Source organism: Acinetobacter pollinis, assembly GCF_015627175.1.
GTDB lineage: Bacteria > Pseudomonadota > Gammaproteobacteria > Pseudomonadales > Moraxellaceae > Acinetobacter > Acinetobacter pollinis.
Genome location: NZ_VTDQ01000042.1, coordinates 1 through 20066, shown reverse-complemented (window position 1 = coordinate 20066; position 20066 = coordinate 1). Strand labels below are relative to the sequence as shown.

Sequence of the window (20066 nt, the reverse complement as noted above, 5' to 3'; positions counted from 1 at the left end):
CAAACAGCAACAACGTAACGGACTATGCGGTTGACTTAAGTCAGGCAACGAAAGATAGCTTAGCCAGTGCAGACAGTGGACTACAAACGGTGCAAACCCAAGTGGATGGCACCAATGTAAAAAGCATTAGCAAAACGGACAATACCGCAAACTTTGTTAGTGGAACGAACGTTAAATTGTCTGACGATGGGCAAGGTGGGATCAAAGTATCTACAGCCGATGACGTAACATTTAATAATGTTACAGTTGGTGATAGTACATTAACTTCAGATGGTTTAGTGATTGCAAATGGCCCAAGTATAACTAAAACCGGTATTGATGCTGCAGGTACAAAAATAACGAATGTTGCTAATGGTGATATTAGTTCAACCTCTCAAGATGCAGTAACAGGTAATCAGCTTTATGGTTTAGGAAATAACTTAACTCAATTATTTGGGGGTAATGCTACATACTCAAATAATCAGATTAGTTGGACCAATATTGGTGGTACGGGACAAACGACAATTAATGATGCAATTTCATATGTAAATAGTCTAGCAACCACTGCAAATCAAGGTTGGAAAGTCGCTACTGATTCTGGAGTAACTGCCACAAGCACAGTGAAGTCTGGAGATACATTGAATATTAATGGTGCACAATCAAGCGGTGTTACAGTCACTAACTCTGGAAATAATGTGACGGTTGGTTTGAGCAACCAAGTTAAAGTAGGATCTGGAAGCACAGCTATTTCAGTCGATGGTACTACCGGTACAATTCAAACAGGTAGTGTTCAAATTGATGGCTCTAAAGGAAATGTTACTGCAGGCCAAGTCACTGTAAATGGTACAGCGGGTACAGTGAATGGCTTATCAAACACAACTTGGGACGCAGATAATATTGTTTCAGGTCAAGCAGCAACAGAAGATCAGCTACAACAGGTTGCCCAAAGTGCAAGTGCAGCTGCTACGCAAGCAAAAACAACCGTAACATCAGGTGATAACGTTACAGTAACAAGCAGTAAAAATACTGATGGTAGTACCAACTATCAGGTTGCAACCAGTAAAGATGCAAACTTTAATACAGTAACTTCTGGTTCAATTACAACTGATAAGTTAACTTCTGCTGGGGTGACTATTGATCAAAATGGTATTAATGCAGGTAATCAAAAAGTTACCAATGTTGCCTCTGGTGCAGTTACTTCAACTTCAACAGATGCTATAAATGGTTCACAGCTATATACAAGTAACTCCAATATATATAGTTACTTAGGTGGTGGTGCTGACTACGCAACAAATACAGGGCCGACATACAATATTGCAGGTGGAACACAAACCAATGTTGGCGATGCCCTAAATGCATTAGATCAGAAGGTCACAAATGTTGGAAATCAACTTGAACAAGCTTTTTATACTACAAATAAACGAATTGACGATTTAGAAAAACATGCGAACGCAGGAAGTGCACAAGCACTTGCTACCGCTGGATTACCACAGGCTTATATTCCAGGAAAAAGCATGTTAGCAATTAGTGGTGGTACATTCCGCGGTGAAAATGGCTATGCGATTGGTATGTCTTCTATCTCAGATAGTGGTAGATGGGTATTTAAAGTCAGTGGTAGTGGAAATTCACGTGGCGACTTTGGTGGAACTGTAGGTACTGGAATCCAATGGTAACAGTTTAAATAAGATTAGAGATAGCTTATGCCTATCTCTAATCCAATAAATAAATTTATCTAAAATAATGATATGAGATTGATAACATGAAGAATTTAATCATACTAAGTATCGCAGGATTCTTGCTCGGTGGTTGTACAACAGGAACATCAATTACTAAAGAGGGTACAACAAACGATCCTAAATGGCACAAAGTAGAGACTATCTTAAATAAAGATCAAGGGACTTTTCCTAATTTACAAAGCTTAAGTGAAATTAGAAAAGGGATGACCAAAGATCAGTTGTATTCATTGATTGGTCGTCCACATTATGATGATGGGTGGAGACCAAGAGAATGGAATTACTTATTTCATTTTACTACGCCTGGGCAAGGTGAAAACGATATTACCACTTGCCAGTTTAAAGTCATTTTTGATCATAATATGATTGCTAGTAGTTTTTATTGGAATCCTATCAATCCTAAAAACGGTGTTTGTCCACCTAATATACAGCATAAACAAATAGCAAATAAACGTTATACACTGTCGGTGGATGCATTATTTACATTTGATAAATATGATATTGAAAATTTAAACACAAAGGGAAAAGAAGACCTGGATAGTTTAGTTACAGAGTTAGGCAAATTTAAAGAGCTAAATACAATTCAGATTATTGGTTACACAGATCGGTTGGGTACACAGGATTATAATGAAAAACTTTCTTATAATAGGGCACAGACAATTAAACAATATCTAACTTTAAAAGGTATTCCTTCGCAGATCATTAATACTATTGCAAAGGGCTCTGAAGACGCAGTTAAAGAATGTCAGGGTATATCTGAAAAAAAACAGCTTATAGATTGCTTAGCACCTAATCGACGAGTAATTGTCGATGTTGATGGATATATAGAAGGTACGCCTGAAAATAACCCTGCTATAAAATAAATTATTTTAAAAGATAAAACTCGAATTTAATTTTGAGTTTTATCTTTAAGTTCTAAATTTAATAAAAATCATAATCTAATCTTTAAAAAAGATCACTTCCTTGAGCAGATGGCTCCCATTTTTGATGACTTCCTAAAATTAGAGTTGCGCAATCATATGCATTCTGTAAAAAATCTTTCCTTGAAGATGAATGAAATCCTGTCTGACCTATTAAAGTTTCTCTTAACGGATGATGGCTTGTAATGAGATACTCATTACGTTTATATAACCGTTTTAATAGTTTTAATGAGGGTAGGCGATCGAACTTACCCTGATAACCACGATTACAGGTATTGCAAGCTAGAACTAAATTTGCCACGCCATTAATTGGTTTTTGACTATCACAGTCACGAAGTTTATGTGGGAAAAAATGATCTACTTCTGCGGAGTTTTCAAAATTTGACTCAAGATGGATAGGTTTAAAACAATAAAAACATTTACCTTTCTGATAGCCATTTAATGCGGACTTAGCAGAAGTTACATTTATGCGTCTTAATTTGTTTTCTGCGACTAAAATTCCAGTTTCATCATGTTGAATCTGTACCAAATGTTTTGGTAAATTCATATCCCAAGCGGTTTCAACCAAGCGCCATCTCGATTCTGTTTCATGAATTAAATCTTGAGTATTTAGTGAGTTAAACAACTCAAATAATTCATCAGTAAGAATAATTCCTTGATGTGTCTTTCGAGCATCTACAAAGAATTTTTTAGGTATTTCCTTTCCATGAACATTATGAAAAGCATCGATCACATTAGCAAAGCCATATTGGACTGTTTTTGCAATTAATGTTTCATGACTAATTTCATTTACATTATAAGCCCTACAGAAATCTAAGAATTTACTTGAATTAGACGTTGTTTGTTTATCGACTAGTTTAAGGTGTTGGCAAATATTTTGACTAAATGGTAAAGCAAGTTCATCTAAAGTAATAATCGTATGATGATTTAACTTTAATTCATAGAGAGATTTAGCAAGAGCAAATTTATATGAAGCGACATTGCGTCCAAATAAAATAATAGAACGCCAATAATTCTCAATAGAAGGTTCAATTTCATAAAATTCTGACATATAAAGACTCGTTTTAAGATACTCTCTTAAATAAAATATTTAACCATTTTTCATCATGATCCGGTCTTTGGTCTAATGTAATCCACTGTTTTAATACTAATAAATTATTGATATCTTTAAGTAAGGAATGTGCTTGCTCTTCATTTAAATCTGTAAAAGACCTTCCATTTTGTTCACGATCTTTATCACCATATTTAAAAGACATATAGCAAATACCATTTGGTTTTAGTGCAAGATGGATACGCGTAATAACATCAATTAGTTGGTCTCTTTTACAGTGGAGCAGCGATGCACATGCCCATATACCATCATATTTAGTGGTGGTTGTCAGGTTATAAAAACTTTCATGCTTTACATTTAATCCAGTGAGTTGGGTTGCTTTTTTGACAAGCTCAATTGAGTAGTCGAGTGCTTCAACTTGATAGCCTTTGTTCTTAAAGGCTAATGTATCTCGTCCAGACCCACAACCAAGATCTAAAATAAGACTCTTAGGGGGTAAGTAGCTTAGAAATGGTTCATATAAATCATCGATTTGAAGTAAATATGTAGTCTCAAAAAAATGTTCTGCATATTTATTATAGTAGCTTAAGTTATCTAATGTATCGCTCATGATTGATTAATCAAACTCTATTTCTTAAATGTACTTATTCTCATTTAGTATAGTCAATTAGGTGTCTAATATGCTAAAAGAAAAACTTAATTTTTAAATTATACTTTATTATATAATGATTTTGGTATTATAATTCTTCATGAGAAATATTTTTCATGTGTTTAATTTAAAAGAGTTTTGATCGTAGTGTACAAAAAAATATCAGTATTATGTGGCCTTTTAATTCTATCTGGATGTACTGTAAAGAGCGAAGCTGAGTCTGATCCGAATATAGAAAGTACATTGAAAGATACAGAACAGTGCTTAACACAATTGATGGATATTGTTTCAAATGAAAGAAATTTTGCTTTAGTTAAAAATAATATTTCAAGAAAAAATCTAACTTTAGATGTTAAACCTAAAGATGCACAAGTTGAATTGATTCAAGTATCGTCGCTAAAATCTGACGATGATGAAATGGATCCTATCGGATTAATTAAAGTAAATAAGCTTGATAAGACAATCAATGATATAACATTTGGTGATACACCTATTATTCCAATTAAACTTGGAAAACATACTAATTTTGTTCAAGATTGCTTTTGAATTTACTTAATAAAAGTGTGTAGTTTCACTTAAAAAATTTCTAAAAGCATGAGTAGGCATTTATATTGCTTCATTTAACAATCAAACTGAGGAACAGAGCCAACCTACTAAGCATTTTTATGATTAAAATTGTTTTTGTAAGATTAAAACTATTTTGTATCCTTCTTATAATAATTAGTAGGCTTATACAGAAGTGTAGACTAGCAACTTAAATTGTTTATATTTATTGAATCTAAAGCTAAATGATAGGGCATTTTATTTACTTTATCTTTATAAAATAATGACGAGTTATTGAACTTATGTAGATTTGAAAAATCTATACTCAGGATGAAATAAGCCAATTAGAAATAAAATCGTATAGATTAGCCATAAGAACAAGGTCATGAGTCTAATTTGCTCAGTACTCCAGTCGGAGGACTCCATATCTGTGAAAAAAACACTTTTCCAACCTTTTATGTACTTAGCTCCACCCCATGAAATAATCCATTTATATATGATGCTATAAGCGATATAACTTAATATCCAAAGTGATGTTGACATGGTTTACACATCCATAATAATAGGCTTTTTACATGAAGTGTTTTGTTATTCTAGTGGTATATTCTACATAAGAAAAAAGCCCTCATCTGGATGATAGGGCTTTTTAGAATTTGGAGCGGAAAAGGAGACTCGAACTCCCGACCCCAACCTTGGCAAGGTTATGCTCTACCAACTGAGCTATTTCCGCATATCGAGCAGTTTTTAATAAAAACTTACACTAAAAAATATTTGGAGCGGGAAACGAGACTCGAACTCGCGACCCCAACCTTGGCAAGGTTGTGCTCTACCAACTGAGCTATTCCCGCGTGAGAGGTATAATACCTGAAATGCTGTTAGAAGCAACATAAAATCTAAAAAAACTGATTTAATTGAATAAAATAAAATCAATGTGATATGGTTAGGTTTAAAAGTGAGCAGTTCTATCGTATCGAACGATTTGTTTCCTCTATGATTTCTTACTAAATATTATTGTTATAATAGAACTAAATTTTTGTAGCCATAACTCATATGAAATTAGAGCAACAACTTTTAGGACATTTATCTAAACTTGAACCTATTCATTTAGAAGTGATCAATGAATCTTCTGGTCATGGAGGATATTATCCGGGTAAAGAGTCTCATTTTAAAGTCATCATTGTCAGTGATGTATTTAAAGGTATACGTGCTGTGAAAAGGCATCAACTGGTATATACACATGTACAACACTTACTTATGGCTGGTGGTGGCTCAATTCATGCATTGGCCTTACATACATACAGTTTAGAGGAGTGGGATGGTCATGTGCCTACTAGTCCTGAATGTGCGCATGCACCTAAAGTACAATAGGTATAACAATGACTTTATTTACATTGCTTAAAATAATACATGGCGTTGCCATCTGTTTATTATTTATAACGTTAGTGATTCAAACAATCATTTTATTTAGAAAAAATCCCTCTTTGGATATTTCAAATTTATCTTCTCGAAAAAAGATAGTTATTTTGCAACATAGTGCTTTTGGACTTTTTCTGATTACAGGTGGGTGGCTACTTTATTTAAAAGGCTTTGTTGTTCAAAATTGGTTTTATGCCAAAGCAATTCTTTTTGTGGTGTTACTTTCATCATTAATTAAAGCTTTTAAAAAGGGAACAGGTGAAATCCTACCAGTTCAACGGCGTGGGGGAATTGTTCTTGCATGGATTGCTTTTATTGCAATTCTTATTTTGGTAGCAATAAAGCCAAATTTATTTTAATCAACTATTACAAATTACAATTGTTATATTTATAGAAAAGGCCAAAAATAATAAAGAATATTTTTGGCTTATAAAAATAACAAGGGATGATGAAGATATGACACAATTTAAATATTTGATTCCGATAATGGCAGTTTTTACGCTGACAGCATGTAGTACTATGCCAGTCAAACCAACATACGTATCTCCTGCGCAGTATCAAGGCTTTAGCTGTATACAATTACAATCTGAATATAACCGTATTCAGCAGTATATGGCACAAGGTGTGGAAACACCTAAGAGAACTGGAATGGGTGTGGGCTTAGGACTTGGCGGTGGCTGGGGTAGAGGGGGTTGGGGTTTTGGCCCATCACTTTCTTTTAATTTAGGTCAGTCTTCAAATACAAAACGTACAGAAATTTCTCAATTATTAGGTCAACAAGATGCAATTGCGCAAGCCGCTCAGTTTAAGAACTGTCCTATGAAAATTATAAAGAAATAGATGGAATACAGAGTACTTCTTCTTTGTCAAACCTGATTTAACATTGAAGAAGTGTATATCTGATATTTATTCTTACTGACTAGACTTACGCTTATTACGAAAATATTCAAATACAGCAGGTAAAATACTTAAAATAATAATACCGAGAATAACATGAGAGAAGTTATCTTTAATAAAAGGAATATTGCCAAATAGATAGCCTAATGTCACCAAAGAACTAATCCACAATAAAGCACCGACCACATTAAAGAAAAGAAATTGCTTATAGTTCATATCTCCTGCACCAGCAATAAAAGGTGCAAAGGTACGAAAGAATGGAAGGAATCGAGCGAAGATAATTGTTTTACCTCCATGCTTTTGAAAGAACTCATGTGTTTTTAAAAGGTGTTCTTTTTTAATAAGCTTCGAATCCATTTCAAATACACGCGGGCCAATATATTTACCCACATGATAATTCACGGTATCACCTAAAATCGCAGCAATTGATAGAAGAACAATGAGCGGAATTGGCTCCATGACACCAGTAGAGGCAGCGAGTGCTCCTGCAGCTAAAAGTAAGCTATCGCCTGGTAAAAAAGGCATAATGACTAAGCCAGTTTCAACAAAAATAATTAAAAATAAAATGGCATAAATCCAACGACCATATTGGTGAATAAAATCAAGGAGATGCTGGTCTATATGAAGAATGAAGCTAATGATATCCATGTGTCGTTAAAAGTTATAATCTTATGAAAATGCTAACAGTCTATTTACTGAAAGTCAGTAACTAAAATCTATATTTTTATAATGAATGTACTATTATTTTTTGGCAGTTCACACATTTAAAGAAAAATACCTATACCAGTTATTTTTTTAAATAGTTTTCATTGTCAATAGTCATGTGCCACTGACCATTTTGTAGATAAGGCGCCTTATTTACATTAAATTGAGTGGAAAATATACCGGTACCGACTTGGATATGTTGCGTATCAATTTGTGTAATAGGCGCACTGATGTTTGATTGTGAACTACTTTGTTGGAATGTATTTGCTGTTTTTTGTTCTTGCTGATAAGACGCTTTGTATTGTAAGTTGCCATCGTGACCAATTTCAATTTTACTGTGTGGTGCTTGCCATTGCCCAATAAAGTTCTCTTGGCCTTTTAAGACAGTATTTGTTTGCGCACATGCAATGAGTGGGATGCTAGAAACGATGCAAATAAGAAAGTGATTGAGTCGCATAATAATACCTTTTGAAACGAACAAAAGCACAAATAATCTATATTATATTTAGCATAATTTTAGAAATGAGATCATATAAAAAGCGTAACAGTGTATGACGTAACGTATTTTTTGGATCTACTCGCAAATCTTAAAGCTAAGGCTATTGTCATTATGGCATTTTCTCGTACCAAACAAATTATATATCATTGGAAACGTTTACCATCTGCATGGCTATTGATATTTCAATTAATTATTTTAATGTTGACCTTTTTACCAGTCACCAATTTGTATTATCAATTGGTCATGTGGGGAAGTGGGGTTCTCGCACTTTTATTTATTGCACGTGTCATTAAGCATACTGCTTCATTTCATACATTGGGAAAGTTGTTTATTAGTGGTGCAATTGTCTGTTTAGTTTTAATGATGATTGGAGGCTATAATGTTTATCTGCAAGTGGGTGCTCATATCTTTGAAATAGGCGCTTATCTCTCTGCAACGTATAGCCTACTTAGGTATATGTTTGCTGATCGATATTTAACACAAGACGAATTGTTTGCTGCAGGTGCTGTATTTACGTTACTCGCTTGGGCATTTGCTTATGCTTATAATATTTGTCAGTTGCTGGTTCCAAATAGTTTTACAAACTCAGTGCAAGATACAAGTATTCAATCTTGGCTAGATATTTTGTTTTTTAGTTTCAGTTTGCAGTCCGCTACAGGGCTATCCAACTTGCTTCCAATCGCACCAGCAGTGAAAGTACTTTCAATTTTGCAAATGTTTGTAGGTGTCATGTATTTGGCAATGGTCGTTTCACGTTTAATTGCATTGCAATATATTCATAAATCTTCACCGCCTGAAGATGACGATTAAAATAAAAAAGGACTCTTAAGAGTCCTTTTTTAGTATAAATACTTTTTCTAGATTAGAAACGTACGCGAGTATTTAAACCAATTGTTTGTGCATCTTGAGCAAGATTTGAGTCTACAACACGGTAGTTCTTAGCATTTGCTTTTGTATAAGTTGCACCAACTGAAATTGCAGGTGTGATGAAGTAGTTTACGTTACCACCCCAAATGTGGTCAGTACCTGAATCAAATGCAGATGTGTCTGCATATGTAGCACCAACGCTTAACTTAGGTGTTAGGTATAGGTCAGTTGCTAGACCATACGCTGCGCTACCACGAACAAAGATACTATCTACTTCAAAGCCAACAGCCATGTTTGTGTTGTCGATGTTGCCTACGTATTTCGCACGTGCAGTCACTGCATCAGTTTTATAACGTGCATTTGCTGTATTAGCTTCGTTACGTGCAGTTAATACGCCGTTGTTAAATGCTTTGAAGTTATCTAATGAATAAGCATTTGTTACGTTTGTATAACCTACAGCGACTAAGAAGTTATTTGTAGGAAGTACACCAACTTCTAATGCATAACGGTCGCCACGATCTTTATCTTTGTCACCTTGCTCTTTTGAAGTTACGTCAGTGTGTGTATATGATGCACTGCCGTATACTGGCATAGGGATGTAAGAAGTGTCGTAGTAACCTTCAGCTTTAGCGCCATAAGATTGAGTTTTTTCACTTGTAGAAGTGTTGTTAAACTCTTTTTGACGATCGAAGTGGTAACCTACTTGTACATTAGATGCTTTATTTAAAAATGCAGCTTCAGCTAATGGGCCTTTAGAAGCGTCTACATCTTTAAAATAGAATGTACCTTGACCGTCACCTGTGTAAGAGTTCTCAAATCCTTTTGAATTGATATATTCAGATTGACCTTGTAACTCTACTTGGTAAGCATGAGCGCCGGTCATGGCTAAAAGAACCGCTGTTGCTAAACCGATTTTTTTCATAATAAATGTCCAAAGTTATCTACTTAGATAATGATATTTATTCTATTGTTACAAAATATTTAGTCAATGATCTGATGAACATATTTTTAGATAAATTTGATAGAAAAAAAATATGATGCTTTTACGAAAATTAAAAATTCAAATCAGATCTAAAAAAAATATGATGTATAACAAAGGGGTAAAGTATACAAAATTTTAACTAAAAATAAATGATTGATTAATAAGTAACCATAATATAGATGTTTGTTTTTATGTAATCAATTGTTAATTTTTTGAAAAATTGATTATTTTGTATGCTTTTTGTCGATTTTTAAGACGTAAATGGTTCATTAATTGATGACTTATTGGAGTATTTTTCTTATTTAAAAAGTGATTATTGGTTATATACATATTTAAATGAAGAATAGATGAGTAAATATGGTTGGCATCAGACAGTCATAGTGAATGCCTGATGCCAAGTATCATGTTAGAGCATTGGCTTAAGGAATCTACCTGTATGAGAAGCTTCAACTTGTGCGACTTCTTCGGGTGTGCCTTCAGCAATAATCTGTCCGCCACCTGAACCACCCTCAGGTCCAAGATCGACAACCCAATCGGCTGTCTTAATGACATCTAAATTATGTTCAATGACGACAATAGTATTTCCTTTATTGCGCAACTCATACAAAATATCGAGCAATTTTGCAATATCGTGGAAATGTAGGCCCGTTGTTGGTTCATCTAATACGTATAGGGTTTGTCCTGTATCTCGTTTAGCAAGTTCTCTTGCAAGCTTCACACGTTGTGCTTCGCCACCAGAAAGCGTCGTTGCAGCTTGACCTAAACGAATGTAACCGAGTCCCACTTGCGTCAGTGTTTCTAAACGACGATGGATGACTGGAATAGCGCTAAAAAATTCAGCAGCATCTTCAACAGTCATTTCTAAAACATCAGAGATATTTTTACCTTTGTAGCCAACTTCCAATGTTTCTCGGTTATAACGTTTGCCGTGGCAGGCATCACAAGGCACATACATATCGGGTAAAAAATGCATTGCAACTTTAATCATGCCATCTCCCTCACATGCTTCACAACGTCCACCTTTGACATTAAATGAGAAGCGACCCGCAGCATAGCCACGTGCTTTTGCTTCAGGTGTTTGTGCGAATAGCTCACGAATTGGCGTAAATAGTCCAGTATACGTGGCAGGGTTAGAGCGAGGTGTTCTACCAATTGGGCTTTGGTCAATATCTACGACTTTATCTAAATATTGTAAGCCGTTAATCGAATCAAATTTTTCAGGGGTAAGGGTGGTTGCTCCATTAAGTTGAGTCGCAGCCAACGGGAGTAGCGTACGGTTAATGAGTGTTGACTTACCAGAACCTGAAACGCCTGTCACACACGTCATAATACCTAGCGGAATTTTGAGATCTACATTCTTGAGGTTATGGCCACGCGCACCCATGAGTTGAATCATTTTTTGAGGATCGCTTGGTTTAAGACGCTCTTTAGGCACTTCAATTTTCAGCTTGCCTGCCAAATATTGCCCTGTTAAAGAATGCTTATTTTTCGCTAGCTGTTTGGCTGTACCCTCTGCAATCACATGACCGCCATGTACACCAGCACCTGGCCCAATATCAATAATATGATCGGCCTCACGAATGGCATCTTCATCATGCTCAACTACTAAAACAGTATTTCCTAAATCTCTTAGGCGAATTAGTGTTTGCAGTAGACGATCGTTATCACGTTGGTGTAAACCGATGGAAGGTTCATCTAATACATACATTACACCCATAAGTCCTGCACCAATTTGTGAGGCAAGACGAATACGTTGTGCTTCACCACCTGAGAGTGTTTCGGCAGATCGAGATAGACTGAGATAATTTAAGCCAACACTGACAAGAAAGTGTAAACGCTCACGAATCTCTTTAAAAATTTTATCTGCAATTTCACCTTTAGCGCCTGTAAGGTTTAGATCTTGATAATAATTTTCAGCATCACCAATCGACATTTGTGTAATGTTAGCGATGGTTTTATCTTTAACACGAACATGGCGTGCGATTTCATTTAGACGAGAGCCCCCACATGCGTCACAAGCAGCATTTGAAAGGTATTGCGCCAAATCATCACGAACGTAATTGCTTTCAGTTTCACGGTAGCGTCGTTCAAGGTGTGGAAGAATTCCTTCAAATACCTGAACACGGTTGTGGTGGCGACCGCGTTCGTCTGTATAACTCATATCTATTTTTTCACGACCTGTGCCCTGAAGAAATTTTTTCTGTACATCTTTACTTAAAGACTGCCATGGTTGTTCAAGGTCAAATTCGAAGTGCGATGCAACTTTTTGCAACATGGCGTAGTAATAAGGTTTTTGACGATCCCAACCACGAATTGCACCTTGGCTAATTGAAAGCTCAGGGTTTGGAATGAGTTTTTCTTGACTGAAGTGGCTGCGTGTTCCTAAGCCATCACATACAGGGCAAGCACCAAACGGATTGTTAAATGAGAAGAGGCGAGGCTCTAGTTCTCCAACGGCACGATCACATTCTGGACATGAGTGTTTTGCAGAAAATACTCGATCAGGTTGTTCATCTTTCATCCAAGAAAGTATGGCAATATCCCCACCTAGACGTAGTGCTGTTTCAAAAGATTCAGCAATACGGTTGCCTAAGTCATCTCGAACTTTGAAGCGATCAACAATCACTTCAATCGTATGTTTTTTCTTTTTGTCGAGTGCAGGCGGTGTATCAATTTCTATAATTTCACCGTCGACACGTGCACGAACAAAACCTTGACCTTGCAGTTGTTCAAAAAGCTGAGTGTATTCACCTTTGCGTTCACGCACGACAGGTGCAAGAAGCATGAGAGCAGTACCTTCTTCAAGTACTTTTACTGCATCGACCATTTCAGAGACTGTTTGTGCAACCATAGGTAGGTCATGCTCTGGACAATAGGGTGTACCTACACGAGCATAAAGGAGTCGTAGATAGTCGTAAATTTCAGTAATAGTGCCGACTGTCGATCGTGGATTATGGCTTGTCGATTTTTGCTCAATGGCAATTGCAGGGCTAAGCCCTTCAATAGAATCTACTTCGGGTTTCTCCATTTGTGAAAGAAACTGGCGCGCATAAGCTGACAGAGATTCTACATAGCGTCTTTGCCCTTCAGCGTAGAGGGTATCGAATGCTAAGGAAGATTTTCCTGAGCCTGATAACCCCGTAATGACCACAAATTTATCACGTGGAATATCGAGTGACACATTTTTTAAGTTATGTGTGCGTGCACCTCGGATACGGATATGACTTTGGCTCATAAAGAGGAGAATCCTAAAATTTGATGAATAATTACTTTCTTATAGTGTATATCAATATGCCTGAAATTTGGGCTTATCACCACGTGATGAATTGTTAATTCTTATTATGTAATTTATTCAAAAAGAGATTCTCCTAAAAATATTTTTATGTTTAGCAAGCCATATTTAATTCTCGTTCAAAGATTGATTCAATGGATTCAAAAGCATATTTACGAGGGGTGTTTTGTTCTTTAAATGCATAGTGAATAATTTCTTGTTCAACGGATGAGAGAAATTGTTCATATTCTTTTTCAAAATGGTTCAGATCGAGTAAATCAAAACGGCCTGAATGATTACAATTATAACGCGAGATAAAATCGAGCATAATTTTTTGAATATTTTTATTGGTAAAGTAAATTAGATAGGTGGCAGCTGAGCCACAATGTAGACAGCCTTTATTGATATAAATTTCTTCATTTTCTAGCCAGCACTGACGTAGTGTAACCATCGCTCTAAGTGCCTCCGTACCTTGAGAAAGCTGTTGTTTCATGTGCCCCATACTCTAGCCTGTTATTAGTAATGATTATCATTACATATTTTATTTTAAAGGTCTAGCTAAGATTATAAATTTAAATTAATTTAATAGATATTAAAAAACAATGGCTTAAGGTGTTTCTTTATAGTATTTCTTATATTTTAATTTGGACTACTCTTTAACGAAATTATGTTACTATTTTTTAAGAAATTAGAAGAACGAAAAATGGAAATAATATGTTTATTGTGAATTTAAATTATACGAAACCTCTAAATGAAGTAGACGCTTATTTAGAGAAACATATTGCATGGCTACTACAACATTTTGAACAAGAAGAATTTATTGCAGCAGGAAGAAAAGTACCTAGAGATGGTGGGGTTATTCTTGTGAAATCGATGTCTAGGAAAAAACTTGAAGATATATTGCAAGCAGACCCTTTTCAGATGATTGCAGATTATGAAATTATTCAAGTCGAGTTTTCACGTGCCTTAAGTGGGTTTGATACTTTAATTTCAGCATAAGACATTTTTGTAGAAGTGCTTATGCTGAAAGTTATGGGTTTAGTCTAGACCTAACCATTGGCGTTGATGATACGCACTGTCCCAAAATAACCACTCTAACTCTGCGCCACGACGATATGCGTTGTGCATTTTTTCGAGTGTATGTGCATCTGCCTGCGATGCGACCTGATCGACCGTTGCAATAATATTATTTACAGCTGTATTGAATTCTTCACCTGAATAGGTATCAATCCATGCTTGGTAAGGATTATTCTTTTGGCTATGCTGAACAATATCTTTACCAATTTCAGCGTAAATCCAAAAACATGGAAGTAAGGCCGCAAGTACAATCGGATAACTTTCAGACCATGCCGTCGCAGTTAAAAAAGAAGTATAATGGTGACATGCCAGTGTAAGAGGCGTTTGTTCAAATTGTTGTTTTGTAATTCCAAATTGTTGCATGAATTCACTATGTAGACTGCGCTCTACAATAATGGCAACTTTTGCACCTTCTGAAAACTGAATAATATCGTCCGCTTCAAAGGCTTTTGCTGCTGCTACAGCCAGCGCTCTACCATAAGCCACAAGGTAATGTGAGTCTTGGATAATATAATGTTGGAATACTTCTGGCTTGAGTGTACCTAGAGCCATTTCCCGATTAAAAGGATGGTTTTGAATTTTTTCGTAGAGTTCAAGGTTTTTTTGCCAGAGTGTTTGTGTAAAGGTCATTGGTTGTATCTCTATAATTTTAAATTAAGGCGAAATCGGCCTTAACTATACCTTATTGTATTTCAGCGGAATATCATGCCAAAGAGATTAAAAATTGGCATAATAAGCCCATTATTATTTCATCATATTTTGTTTGTTTTGGGATATATCCATTCCCATATTTGTAGGTCAGTTCATGAAGCATTTTCGGTTTTCTATTCTTTTTACTTTGGTGTGTTTAGTTATTGCTGCATATTGGGGATTTTATCATGGTCCAAATGCAGGAATAGAGGCTATGTTAAATGCAGTAATGATTACGGCTGTACTTGCTGTGATGGAGGTTTCTCTATCGTTTGATAATGCTGTTGTCAATGCTTCGATTTTAAGAGGATGGAATCATTTTTGGAAAATGTTGTTTCTAACAGTGGGAATGATTATTGCCGTATTTGGAATGAGGCTTATTTTTCCAATTGTCATTGTCGCTGTGACAGCAGATATGAGTATGTACGATGTAACGCAATTGGCACTCAATCATCCTACCGAATATTCTGAGCGTTTAATGGCGCATCATCCAGAAATTTCTGCATTTGGAGGCGCATTTTTACTATTGGTATTTTTGAATTTCTTTTTCGATGCGTCTAAAGACGTTCATTGGTTTAGATATCTAGAAAAACAATTTGCACATTTGGCAAATGTACCTGCAATTTCCGTATTTATTACACTCATTTTACTTTTAGTGATGTCTCATTATGTAGTTGATGGTATTCGATTGGCAGTCATTATGTCAGGCATTTGGGGTATTCTTGTTTATGTAGGTGTACAGCTTCTAGGTCATCTTTTAGGAGGAGAACCTGAAATTGATGAGTCGTCATCTGCAAATAATCAGGCAGGTTCAGGGCTTGTAAAAGCAGGAATTGGCGGGTTTTTATATTTAGAGATTCTAGATGCTTCATTTAGCTTTGATGGTGTGATTGGTGCTTTTGCGATTACCACGGATGTGGTCATTATTATGCTCGGGCTTGCTGTTGGTGCAATGTTTGTACGTGCATTAACAATTTATTTCGTAGATCAAGGAACACTTGAATCATATAAGTATTTAGAGCATGGCGCCCATTATGCAATTGGAGCATTAGCAGTCATTATGTTTATGACGGGTGCTGGTATGCATATTCCTGAAGTAGCGACAGGCTTAATAGGGATTGCTTTTATTGTATGGTCTGTACTTGCATCTCGTAAATACAATCGTCAGCATTCAAAATAGTTATTATGATGATTAGAAATTAGATTAAGTCAATTTTCAGGAAATTGTATAGAATAGGGGAGGAAGCATCCTGCTTTTTCCTCACTTTAAAATATATTAGACAGCCTATGAGCCATCTTATAATGCCCTTGAAAGAAAGAACCCACTGATAAAATGAATATGATGAATGCTTTAGAACGCCGTTCAACCTTTGCTTTGAGTAGTATTTTTGCACTACGAATGCTTGGGTTGTTTATGATTATTCCTGTATTTGCTGTAGAGGGGCAATCGTATCAATATGCAACGCCAGCGCTCATTGGTTTAGCTGTAGGTGTTTACGGATTATCACAAGCAATTTTACAAATTCCATTTAGCTTATGGGCAGATCGATTTAGTCGTAAGCCACTTATCGTTTTAGGCTTACTGTTATTTGCAATAGGTGGTGCTGTTGCTGCGATGTCCCACACAATTTACGGTGTAATTATTGGACGTGCTATTGCTGGTGGGGGTGCAGTCTCTGCCGTAGTTATGGCTTTATTGGCAGATGTGACTCGCGAGGAGCATCGGACAAAAGCGATGGCTGTCATGGGAATGAGTATAGGGCTATCTTTTGTTGTGGCATTTAGCATTGGCCCATGGTTGACTGGGTTGGTGGGTATTTCTGGCTTGTTTTGGGTTACTGCAATTATGGGGATGTTGGCCATATTTACCCTATTTTTAGTGCCTAAAACAACACGGCATCATCGTAATTTTCAGCAAGGTTATTTACGTCAACTTAAACAAGTATTACAAATGCCTGACTTAAATCGACTGCATGTGTCGATTTTTTCATTACACCTTTTGCTCACGGCAATGTTTATTTATGTACCGTCACAGCTAATTACATATGCAAATATTCCACTTGAAAAACATGGGTTAGTGTATTTACCGCTGTTGCTAATAGGTGTATTTTTTTCATTTCCAAGCATTATTTTGGCCGAGAAATACCGCAAAATGCGTGGTATTTTCTTAATGGCAATTGTTGGCGTAATTTTAGGCCTGATTGTACTGACGCTCGGTGCGACTTCTAAATATTTATTGTTACTTGGTCTGGGATTATTTTTTGTTGCCTTTAATGTCATGGAAGCATTATTACCCTCATGGCTTTCTAAAGCTGCACCAATTCAATCAAAAGCGACTGCAATGGGTGTAAATGCCAGTGCCCAATTTCTTGGAGCATTCGTGGGTGGAACATTGGGTGGTCAATTGTTAATGTTACATAATACATCTATTGGTTGGTCTATTTTAACAGTAATTGCGTTAGTATGGTTTGTGATCAGTTTTGGTTTAAAGCAACCAAGATATTTATCGTCAATTATTTTAAGACTCCCTGAAGCCAATGATCAAAATACAGCAGAAAACTGGACAGCTGAGTTATTAGATATTCATGGAATTGAAGAAGTTGTTGTGATGGCTGAGCAGAAAGTTGCTTATGTAAAGTTGGATAAGAAGATCATTGATGAAGAAGGAAGACAACGACTGTCGCAGTTATTTGGGAAACAGCACGTTATTTAGGTATAATGGCGATAGAAAATCTTAGAAAGATATAGGAAGCAATAGCACATGCGCGGTGTAAATAAAGTTATTCTAGTCGGAACTTTGGGGCGAGATCCTGAGACAAAAACTTTTCCAAATGGTGGTTCGATCACTCAATTTTCTATTGCAACAAGTGAAAACTGGGTAGATAAAAATACAGGTGAAAGAAAAGAAAATACTGAATGGCACCGTATTGTATTGAATAACCGTCTTGGTGAAATTGCTCAGCAGTATTTACGTAAAGGTTCGAAAGTATATATCGAAGGCTCTTTACGTACTCGTCAGTGGACAGATCAAAATGGTCAAGAGCGTTACACTACTGAGATCCGAGGCGATCAAATGCAAATGCTCGATTCACGTCAAATGGGTGATCAAGCACCAAACTTTGGTGGTGGTGACCAAAGTGGATATGGACAACCAAGATTTAATCAGCAGCCACAAAGTAATGGTTACGGTAATCAAAATACTCCACCGCAAAATACGGGTTACAACTCGAATAATTTTGCAGGTCAGAATGCTGGCGGTGGGTATGGTCAAAATAATGTGATGCAGAAACCTCAGCAACCGAGTTCGCCTGCACCAAATGACTTAGATGATGATTTACCGTTCTGACACTTACTAGAGACCTATATTTGTTAATTTTAAAAATTTATATTAATTAACAAATATTTAAAAGCCCAATCTTTATTGGGCTTTTTTATGACCAATGCGATGTAAAAATAAAATAATTTTAAATTTAGTCTAATTAAAGTCTAAGTTGATGAGAAAATTTTGACACTAAAATAATTTTAAATATAATAGAAAGACTTCATTGGGGAGTAGCCTCCGCTTACACCAAGTAAACGGGTGATGGTCAACATAATTGTTTTGAAAAACATGGCCATCATAGCAAAGACCAAAAATCCTTTGTTGGCAAGACCTTTGATTTATTTCTCTGCTTTGAAAAACTTTAGCTAGCAGGAGAGATGAATCGTTGGTTTTATGCTAGCTAAAGGACTTTATCATGTTAAAGCACTTCCGATTCTCAATTCTTTTTACATTGATATGTCTTCTAGTCTCTGCATATTGGGGATACACACACGGTCCAAATGCAGGCATAGCAAGTATGCTAAAAGTCCTAGCAATTACAATGCTTGTTGCTGTCATGGAAGTTTCTTTATCGTTTGATAATGCTGTTGTAAATGCTTCTGTATTAAAGCATTGGAACCCCTTCTGGAAAAAATTATTTCTTACTGTAGGTATTCTAGTTGCTGTTTTTGGTATGCGACTTATTTTTCCATTATTGATTGTCAGTTTTACTGCCAATATGTCTATGGTGGATGTTGCACATCTCGCTTTAAATAACCCTGTCGAATATGCTCAACAATTAACATTGCATCATGCCGAAATTGTTGCATTTGGTGGTATGTTCCTTCTTCTCGTTTTTCTGAATTTTATTTTCGACCAAAATAAAGATACCCATTGGTTTAAGTGGATTGAAGCGCATTTAGCTAGCTTGGGTCGTGCACCTGCTATATCAATTTTTATCGCTATTGCTTGCCTCATGATTATGAGTGAGTATGTGACAGGTGCAGCACATCATAGTGTAACCATGGCAGGATTATGGGGAATTATGGTGTATGTGGGGGTGCAAGTGGTGAGTGGTTTATTGGAAAGTAACTCTCATGGCCATGAAAATATAAACTTAGGAAAAACCGTCGTTAAAGGTGGTATGGGAGGATTCTTATATCTAGAAATTTTAGATGCTTCCTTTAGCTTTGATGGTGTACTAGGAGCATTTGCAGTTACGACTGACGTTGTCACCATTATGATTGGTTTAGCAATTGGTGCGATGTTTGTTCGCTCTCTTACTGTATATTTGGTTGATAAAGGTACATTAGATGCCTATATTTATTTAGAGCATGGTGCACATTATGCCATTGGTGCATTGGCATTCATTATGATTTCTGGTGGCACAGGACTTCATATTTCAGAAATTATTACAGGATTGATTGGTATATTCTTTATTGGATGGTCAGCACTTTCATCTATTTCTTATAGAAAACAACAAATG

20 protein-coding genes, 2 tRNA genes and 1 riboswitch are annotated in these 20066 nt (G+C 36.0%); of the genes, 12 read left to right on the top strand and 10 right to left on the bottom strand.

The features are described 5' to 3' along the window. Positions 1–1652: YadA-like family protein (locus I2F23_RS11965; protein WP_195772825.1), on the top strand; the 1652-nt coding region annotated here is incomplete at its 5' end. A gap of 86 nt (positions 1653–1738) precedes the next feature. Further along, positions 1739–2575, top strand: a complete 837-nt coding sequence (locus I2F23_RS11960) for an OmpA family protein (RefSeq protein ID WP_195772824.1) — start codon at positions 1739–1741, stop codon at positions 2573–2575. Between the two features lie 82 nt (positions 2576–2657). Here the strand turns inward: I2F23_RS11960 and I2F23_RS11955 are convergent, their stop codons facing one another. Both I2F23_RS11955 and I2F23_RS11950 read right to left on the bottom strand, forming a co-directional pair. After that, complete coding sequence (locus I2F23_RS11955; RefSeq protein ID WP_195772823.1) at positions 2658–3683, bottom strand: HNH endonuclease domain-containing protein; 1026 nt, start codon at positions 3681–3683, stop codon at positions 2658–2660. A gap of 13 nt (positions 3684–3696) precedes the next feature. Next, positions 3697–4293, bottom strand: coding sequence for a class I SAM-dependent methyltransferase (locus tag I2F23_RS11950; RefSeq protein WP_195772822.1), 597 nt, complete (start codon positions 4291–4293; stop codon positions 3697–3699). Between the two features lie 186 nt (positions 4294–4479). Between I2F23_RS11950 and I2F23_RS11945 the strand changes: the two genes are divergently transcribed. Then, on the top strand, positions 4480–4878 hold the full coding sequence (locus I2F23_RS11945) for a hypothetical protein (protein WP_195772821.1): 399 nt from the start codon (positions 4480–4482) through the stop codon (positions 4876–4878). A 651-nt stretch (positions 4879–5529) separates the two neighbouring features. Here the strand turns inward: I2F23_RS11945 and I2F23_RS11940 are convergent. Beyond that, positions 5530–5605 (bottom strand) — tRNA-Gly (locus I2F23_RS11940). Between the two features lie 42 nt (positions 5606–5647). After that, a tRNA-Gly gene (locus tag I2F23_RS11935) sits at positions 5648–5723 on the bottom strand. Positions 5724–5925: 202 nt separating this feature from the next. On the opposite strand from I2F23_RS11935, the gene I2F23_RS11930 reads away from it, so the two are divergent. From I2F23_RS11930 to I2F23_RS11920, 3 genes are all read left to right on the top strand, one after another. Next, positions 5926–6243: a BolA family protein gene (locus I2F23_RS11930; protein ID WP_195772820.1), complete on the top strand. Its 318-nt coding sequence runs from the start codon at positions 5926–5928 to the stop codon at positions 6241–6243. A gap of 8 nt (positions 6244–6251) precedes the next feature. Beyond that, positions 6252–6650, top strand: a complete 399-nt coding sequence (locus I2F23_RS11925; protein WP_195772819.1) for a SirB2 family protein — start codon at positions 6252–6254, stop codon at positions 6648–6650. A 127-nt stretch (positions 6651–6777) separates the two neighbouring features. Continuing rightward, complete coding sequence (locus tag I2F23_RS11920; protein ID WP_228284752.1) at positions 6778–7131, top strand: hypothetical protein; 354 nt, start codon at positions 6778–6780, stop codon at positions 7129–7131. A 72-nt stretch (positions 7132–7203) separates the two neighbouring features. On the opposite strand, the gene I2F23_RS11915 is transcribed toward I2F23_RS11920, so the two are convergent. Both I2F23_RS11915 and I2F23_RS11910 read right to left on the bottom strand, forming a co-directional pair. Next, on the bottom strand, positions 7204–7836 hold the full coding sequence (locus tag I2F23_RS11915; protein WP_195772817.1) for a DedA family protein: 633 nt from the start codon (positions 7834–7836) through the stop codon (positions 7204–7206). A gap of 139 nt (positions 7837–7975) precedes the next feature. Then, positions 7976–8350 carry a hypothetical protein gene (locus tag I2F23_RS11910; RefSeq protein WP_195772816.1) on the bottom strand — a complete coding sequence of 125 codons (375 nt, stop codon included), beginning with the start codon at positions 8348–8350 and terminating at the stop codon, positions 7976–7978. A 153-nt stretch (positions 8351–8503) separates the two neighbouring features. On the opposite strand from I2F23_RS11910, the gene I2F23_RS11905 reads away from it, so the two are divergent. Continuing rightward, positions 8504–9202 carry an ion channel gene (locus I2F23_RS11905; protein ID WP_195772815.1) on the top strand — a complete coding sequence of 233 codons (699 nt, stop codon included), beginning with the start codon at positions 8504–8506 and terminating at the stop codon, positions 9200–9202. Between the two features lie 52 nt (positions 9203–9254). Here I2F23_RS11905 and omp33-36 read toward each other — a convergent pair whose 3' ends face one another. The 3 genes from omp33-36 to I2F23_RS11890 form a co-directional block, all read right to left on the bottom strand. Next, on the bottom strand, positions 9255–10181 hold the full coding sequence (gene omp33-36, locus I2F23_RS11900; RefSeq protein WP_195772814.1) for a porin Omp33-36: 927 nt from the start codon (positions 10179–10181) through the stop codon (positions 9255–9257). 466 nt (positions 10182–10647) lie between these two features. After that, on the bottom strand, positions 10648–13476 hold the full coding sequence (gene uvrA, locus I2F23_RS11895) for an excinuclease ABC subunit UvrA (protein WP_195772813.1): 2829 nt from the start codon (positions 13474–13476) through the stop codon (positions 10648–10650). 151 nt (positions 13477–13627) lie between these two features. After that, positions 13628–14014, bottom strand: coding sequence for a hypothetical protein (locus I2F23_RS11890; protein WP_195772812.1), 387 nt, complete (start codon positions 14012–14014; stop codon positions 13628–13630). 212 nt (positions 14015–14226) lie between these two features. On the opposite strand from I2F23_RS11890, the gene I2F23_RS11885 reads away from it, so the two are divergent. Then, positions 14227–14511, top strand: coding sequence for a YciI family protein (locus tag I2F23_RS11885; RefSeq protein WP_195772811.1), 285 nt, complete (start codon positions 14227–14229; stop codon positions 14509–14511). 39 nt (positions 14512–14550) lie between these two features. Here the strand turns inward: I2F23_RS11885 and tenA are convergent, their stop codons facing one another. Further along, entirely contained in the window at positions 14551–15219 is a 669-nt protein-coding gene (gene tenA, locus I2F23_RS11880; protein ID WP_195772810.1) for a thiaminase II, read from the bottom strand. Between the two features lie 175 nt (positions 15220–15394). Between tenA and I2F23_RS11875 the strand changes: the two genes are divergently transcribed. From I2F23_RS11875 to I2F23_RS11860, 4 genes are all read left to right on the top strand, one after another. After that, entirely contained in the window at positions 15395–16459 is a 1065-nt protein-coding gene (locus I2F23_RS11875; protein WP_195772809.1) for a DUF475 domain-containing protein, read from the top strand. A 159-nt stretch (positions 16460–16618) separates the two neighbouring features. Next, on the top strand, positions 16619–17992 hold the full coding sequence (locus I2F23_RS11870) for an MFS transporter (protein ID WP_195772826.1): 1374 nt from the start codon (positions 16619–16621) through the stop codon (positions 17990–17992). 48 nt (positions 17993–18040) lie between these two features. Then, positions 18041–18625: a single-stranded DNA-binding protein gene (gene ssb, locus I2F23_RS11865; protein ID WP_195772808.1), complete on the top strand. Its 585-nt coding sequence runs from the start codon at positions 18041–18043 to the stop codon at positions 18623–18625. Positions 18626–18814: 189 nt separating this feature from the next. Beyond that, positions 18815–18968: riboswitch (yybP-ykoY riboswitch) on the top strand. A 48-nt stretch (positions 18969–19016) separates the two neighbouring features. Next, the coding region (locus I2F23_RS11860; protein WP_195772807.1) for a DUF475 domain-containing protein at positions 19017–20066 on the top strand (1050 nt) is incomplete at its 3' end.

Excerpts from the sequence above, each read along its gene's own strand:
- omp33-36 (WP_195772814.1), bottom strand. The coding sequence starts at position 10,181 with ATGAAAAAAATCGGTTTAGCAACAGCGGTTCTTTTAGCCATGACCGGC.
- I2F23_RS11885 (WP_195772811.1), top strand. The coding sequence starts at position 14,227 with ATGTTTATTGTGAATTTAAATTATACGAAACCTCTAAATGAAGTAGAC.
- I2F23_RS11915 (WP_195772817.1), bottom strand. The coding sequence starts at position 7,836 with ATGGATATCATTAGCTTCATTCTTCATATAGACCAGCATCTCCTTGAT.
- I2F23_RS11870 (WP_195772826.1), top strand. The coding sequence starts at position 16,619 with ATGATGAATGCTTTAGAACGCCGTTCAACCTTTGCTTTGAGTAGTATT.
- I2F23_RS11955 (WP_195772823.1), bottom strand. The coding sequence starts at position 3,683 with ATGTCAGAATTTTATGAAATTGAACCTTCTATTGAGAATTATTGGCGT.
- I2F23_RS11920 (WP_228284752.1), top strand. The coding sequence starts at position 6,778 with ATGGCAGTTTTTACGCTGACAGCATGTAGTACTATGCCAGTCAAACCA.
- I2F23_RS11925 (WP_195772819.1), top strand. The coding sequence starts at position 6,252 with ATGACTTTATTTACATTGCTTAAAATAATACATGGCGTTGCCATCTGT.
- I2F23_RS11910 (WP_195772816.1), bottom strand. The coding sequence starts at position 8,350 with ATGCGACTCAATCACTTTCTTATTTGCATCGTTTCTAGCATCCCACTC.
- I2F23_RS11890 (WP_195772812.1), bottom strand. The coding sequence starts at position 14,014 with ATGGGGCACATGAAACAACAGCTTTCTCAAGGTACGGAGGCACTTAGA.
- I2F23_RS11950 (WP_195772822.1), bottom strand. The coding sequence starts at position 4,293 with ATGAGCGATACATTAGATAACTTAAGCTACTATAATAAATATGCAGAA.
- I2F23_RS11960 (WP_195772824.1), top strand. The coding sequence starts at position 1,739 with ATGAAGAATTTAATCATACTAAGTATCGCAGGATTCTTGCTCGGTGGT.
- I2F23_RS11875 (WP_195772809.1), top strand. The coding sequence starts at position 15,395 with ATGAAGCATTTTCGGTTTTCTATTCTTTTTACTTTGGTGTGTTTAGTT.
- I2F23_RS11930 (WP_195772820.1), top strand. The coding sequence starts at position 5,926 with ATGAAATTAGAGCAACAACTTTTAGGACATTTATCTAAACTTGAACCT.
- ssb (WP_195772808.1), top strand. The coding sequence starts at position 18,041 with ATGCGCGGTGTAAATAAAGTTATTCTAGTCGGAACTTTGGGGCGAGAT.
- uvrA (WP_195772813.1), bottom strand. The coding sequence starts at position 13,476 with ATGAGCCAAAGTCATATCCGTATCCGAGGTGCACGCACACATAACTTA.
- I2F23_RS11905 (WP_195772815.1), top strand. The coding sequence starts at position 8,504 with ATGGCATTTTCTCGTACCAAACAAATTATATATCATTGGAAACGTTTA.
- tenA (WP_195772810.1), bottom strand. The coding sequence starts at position 15,219 with ATGACCTTTACACAAACACTCTGGCAAAAAAACCTTGAACTCTACGAA.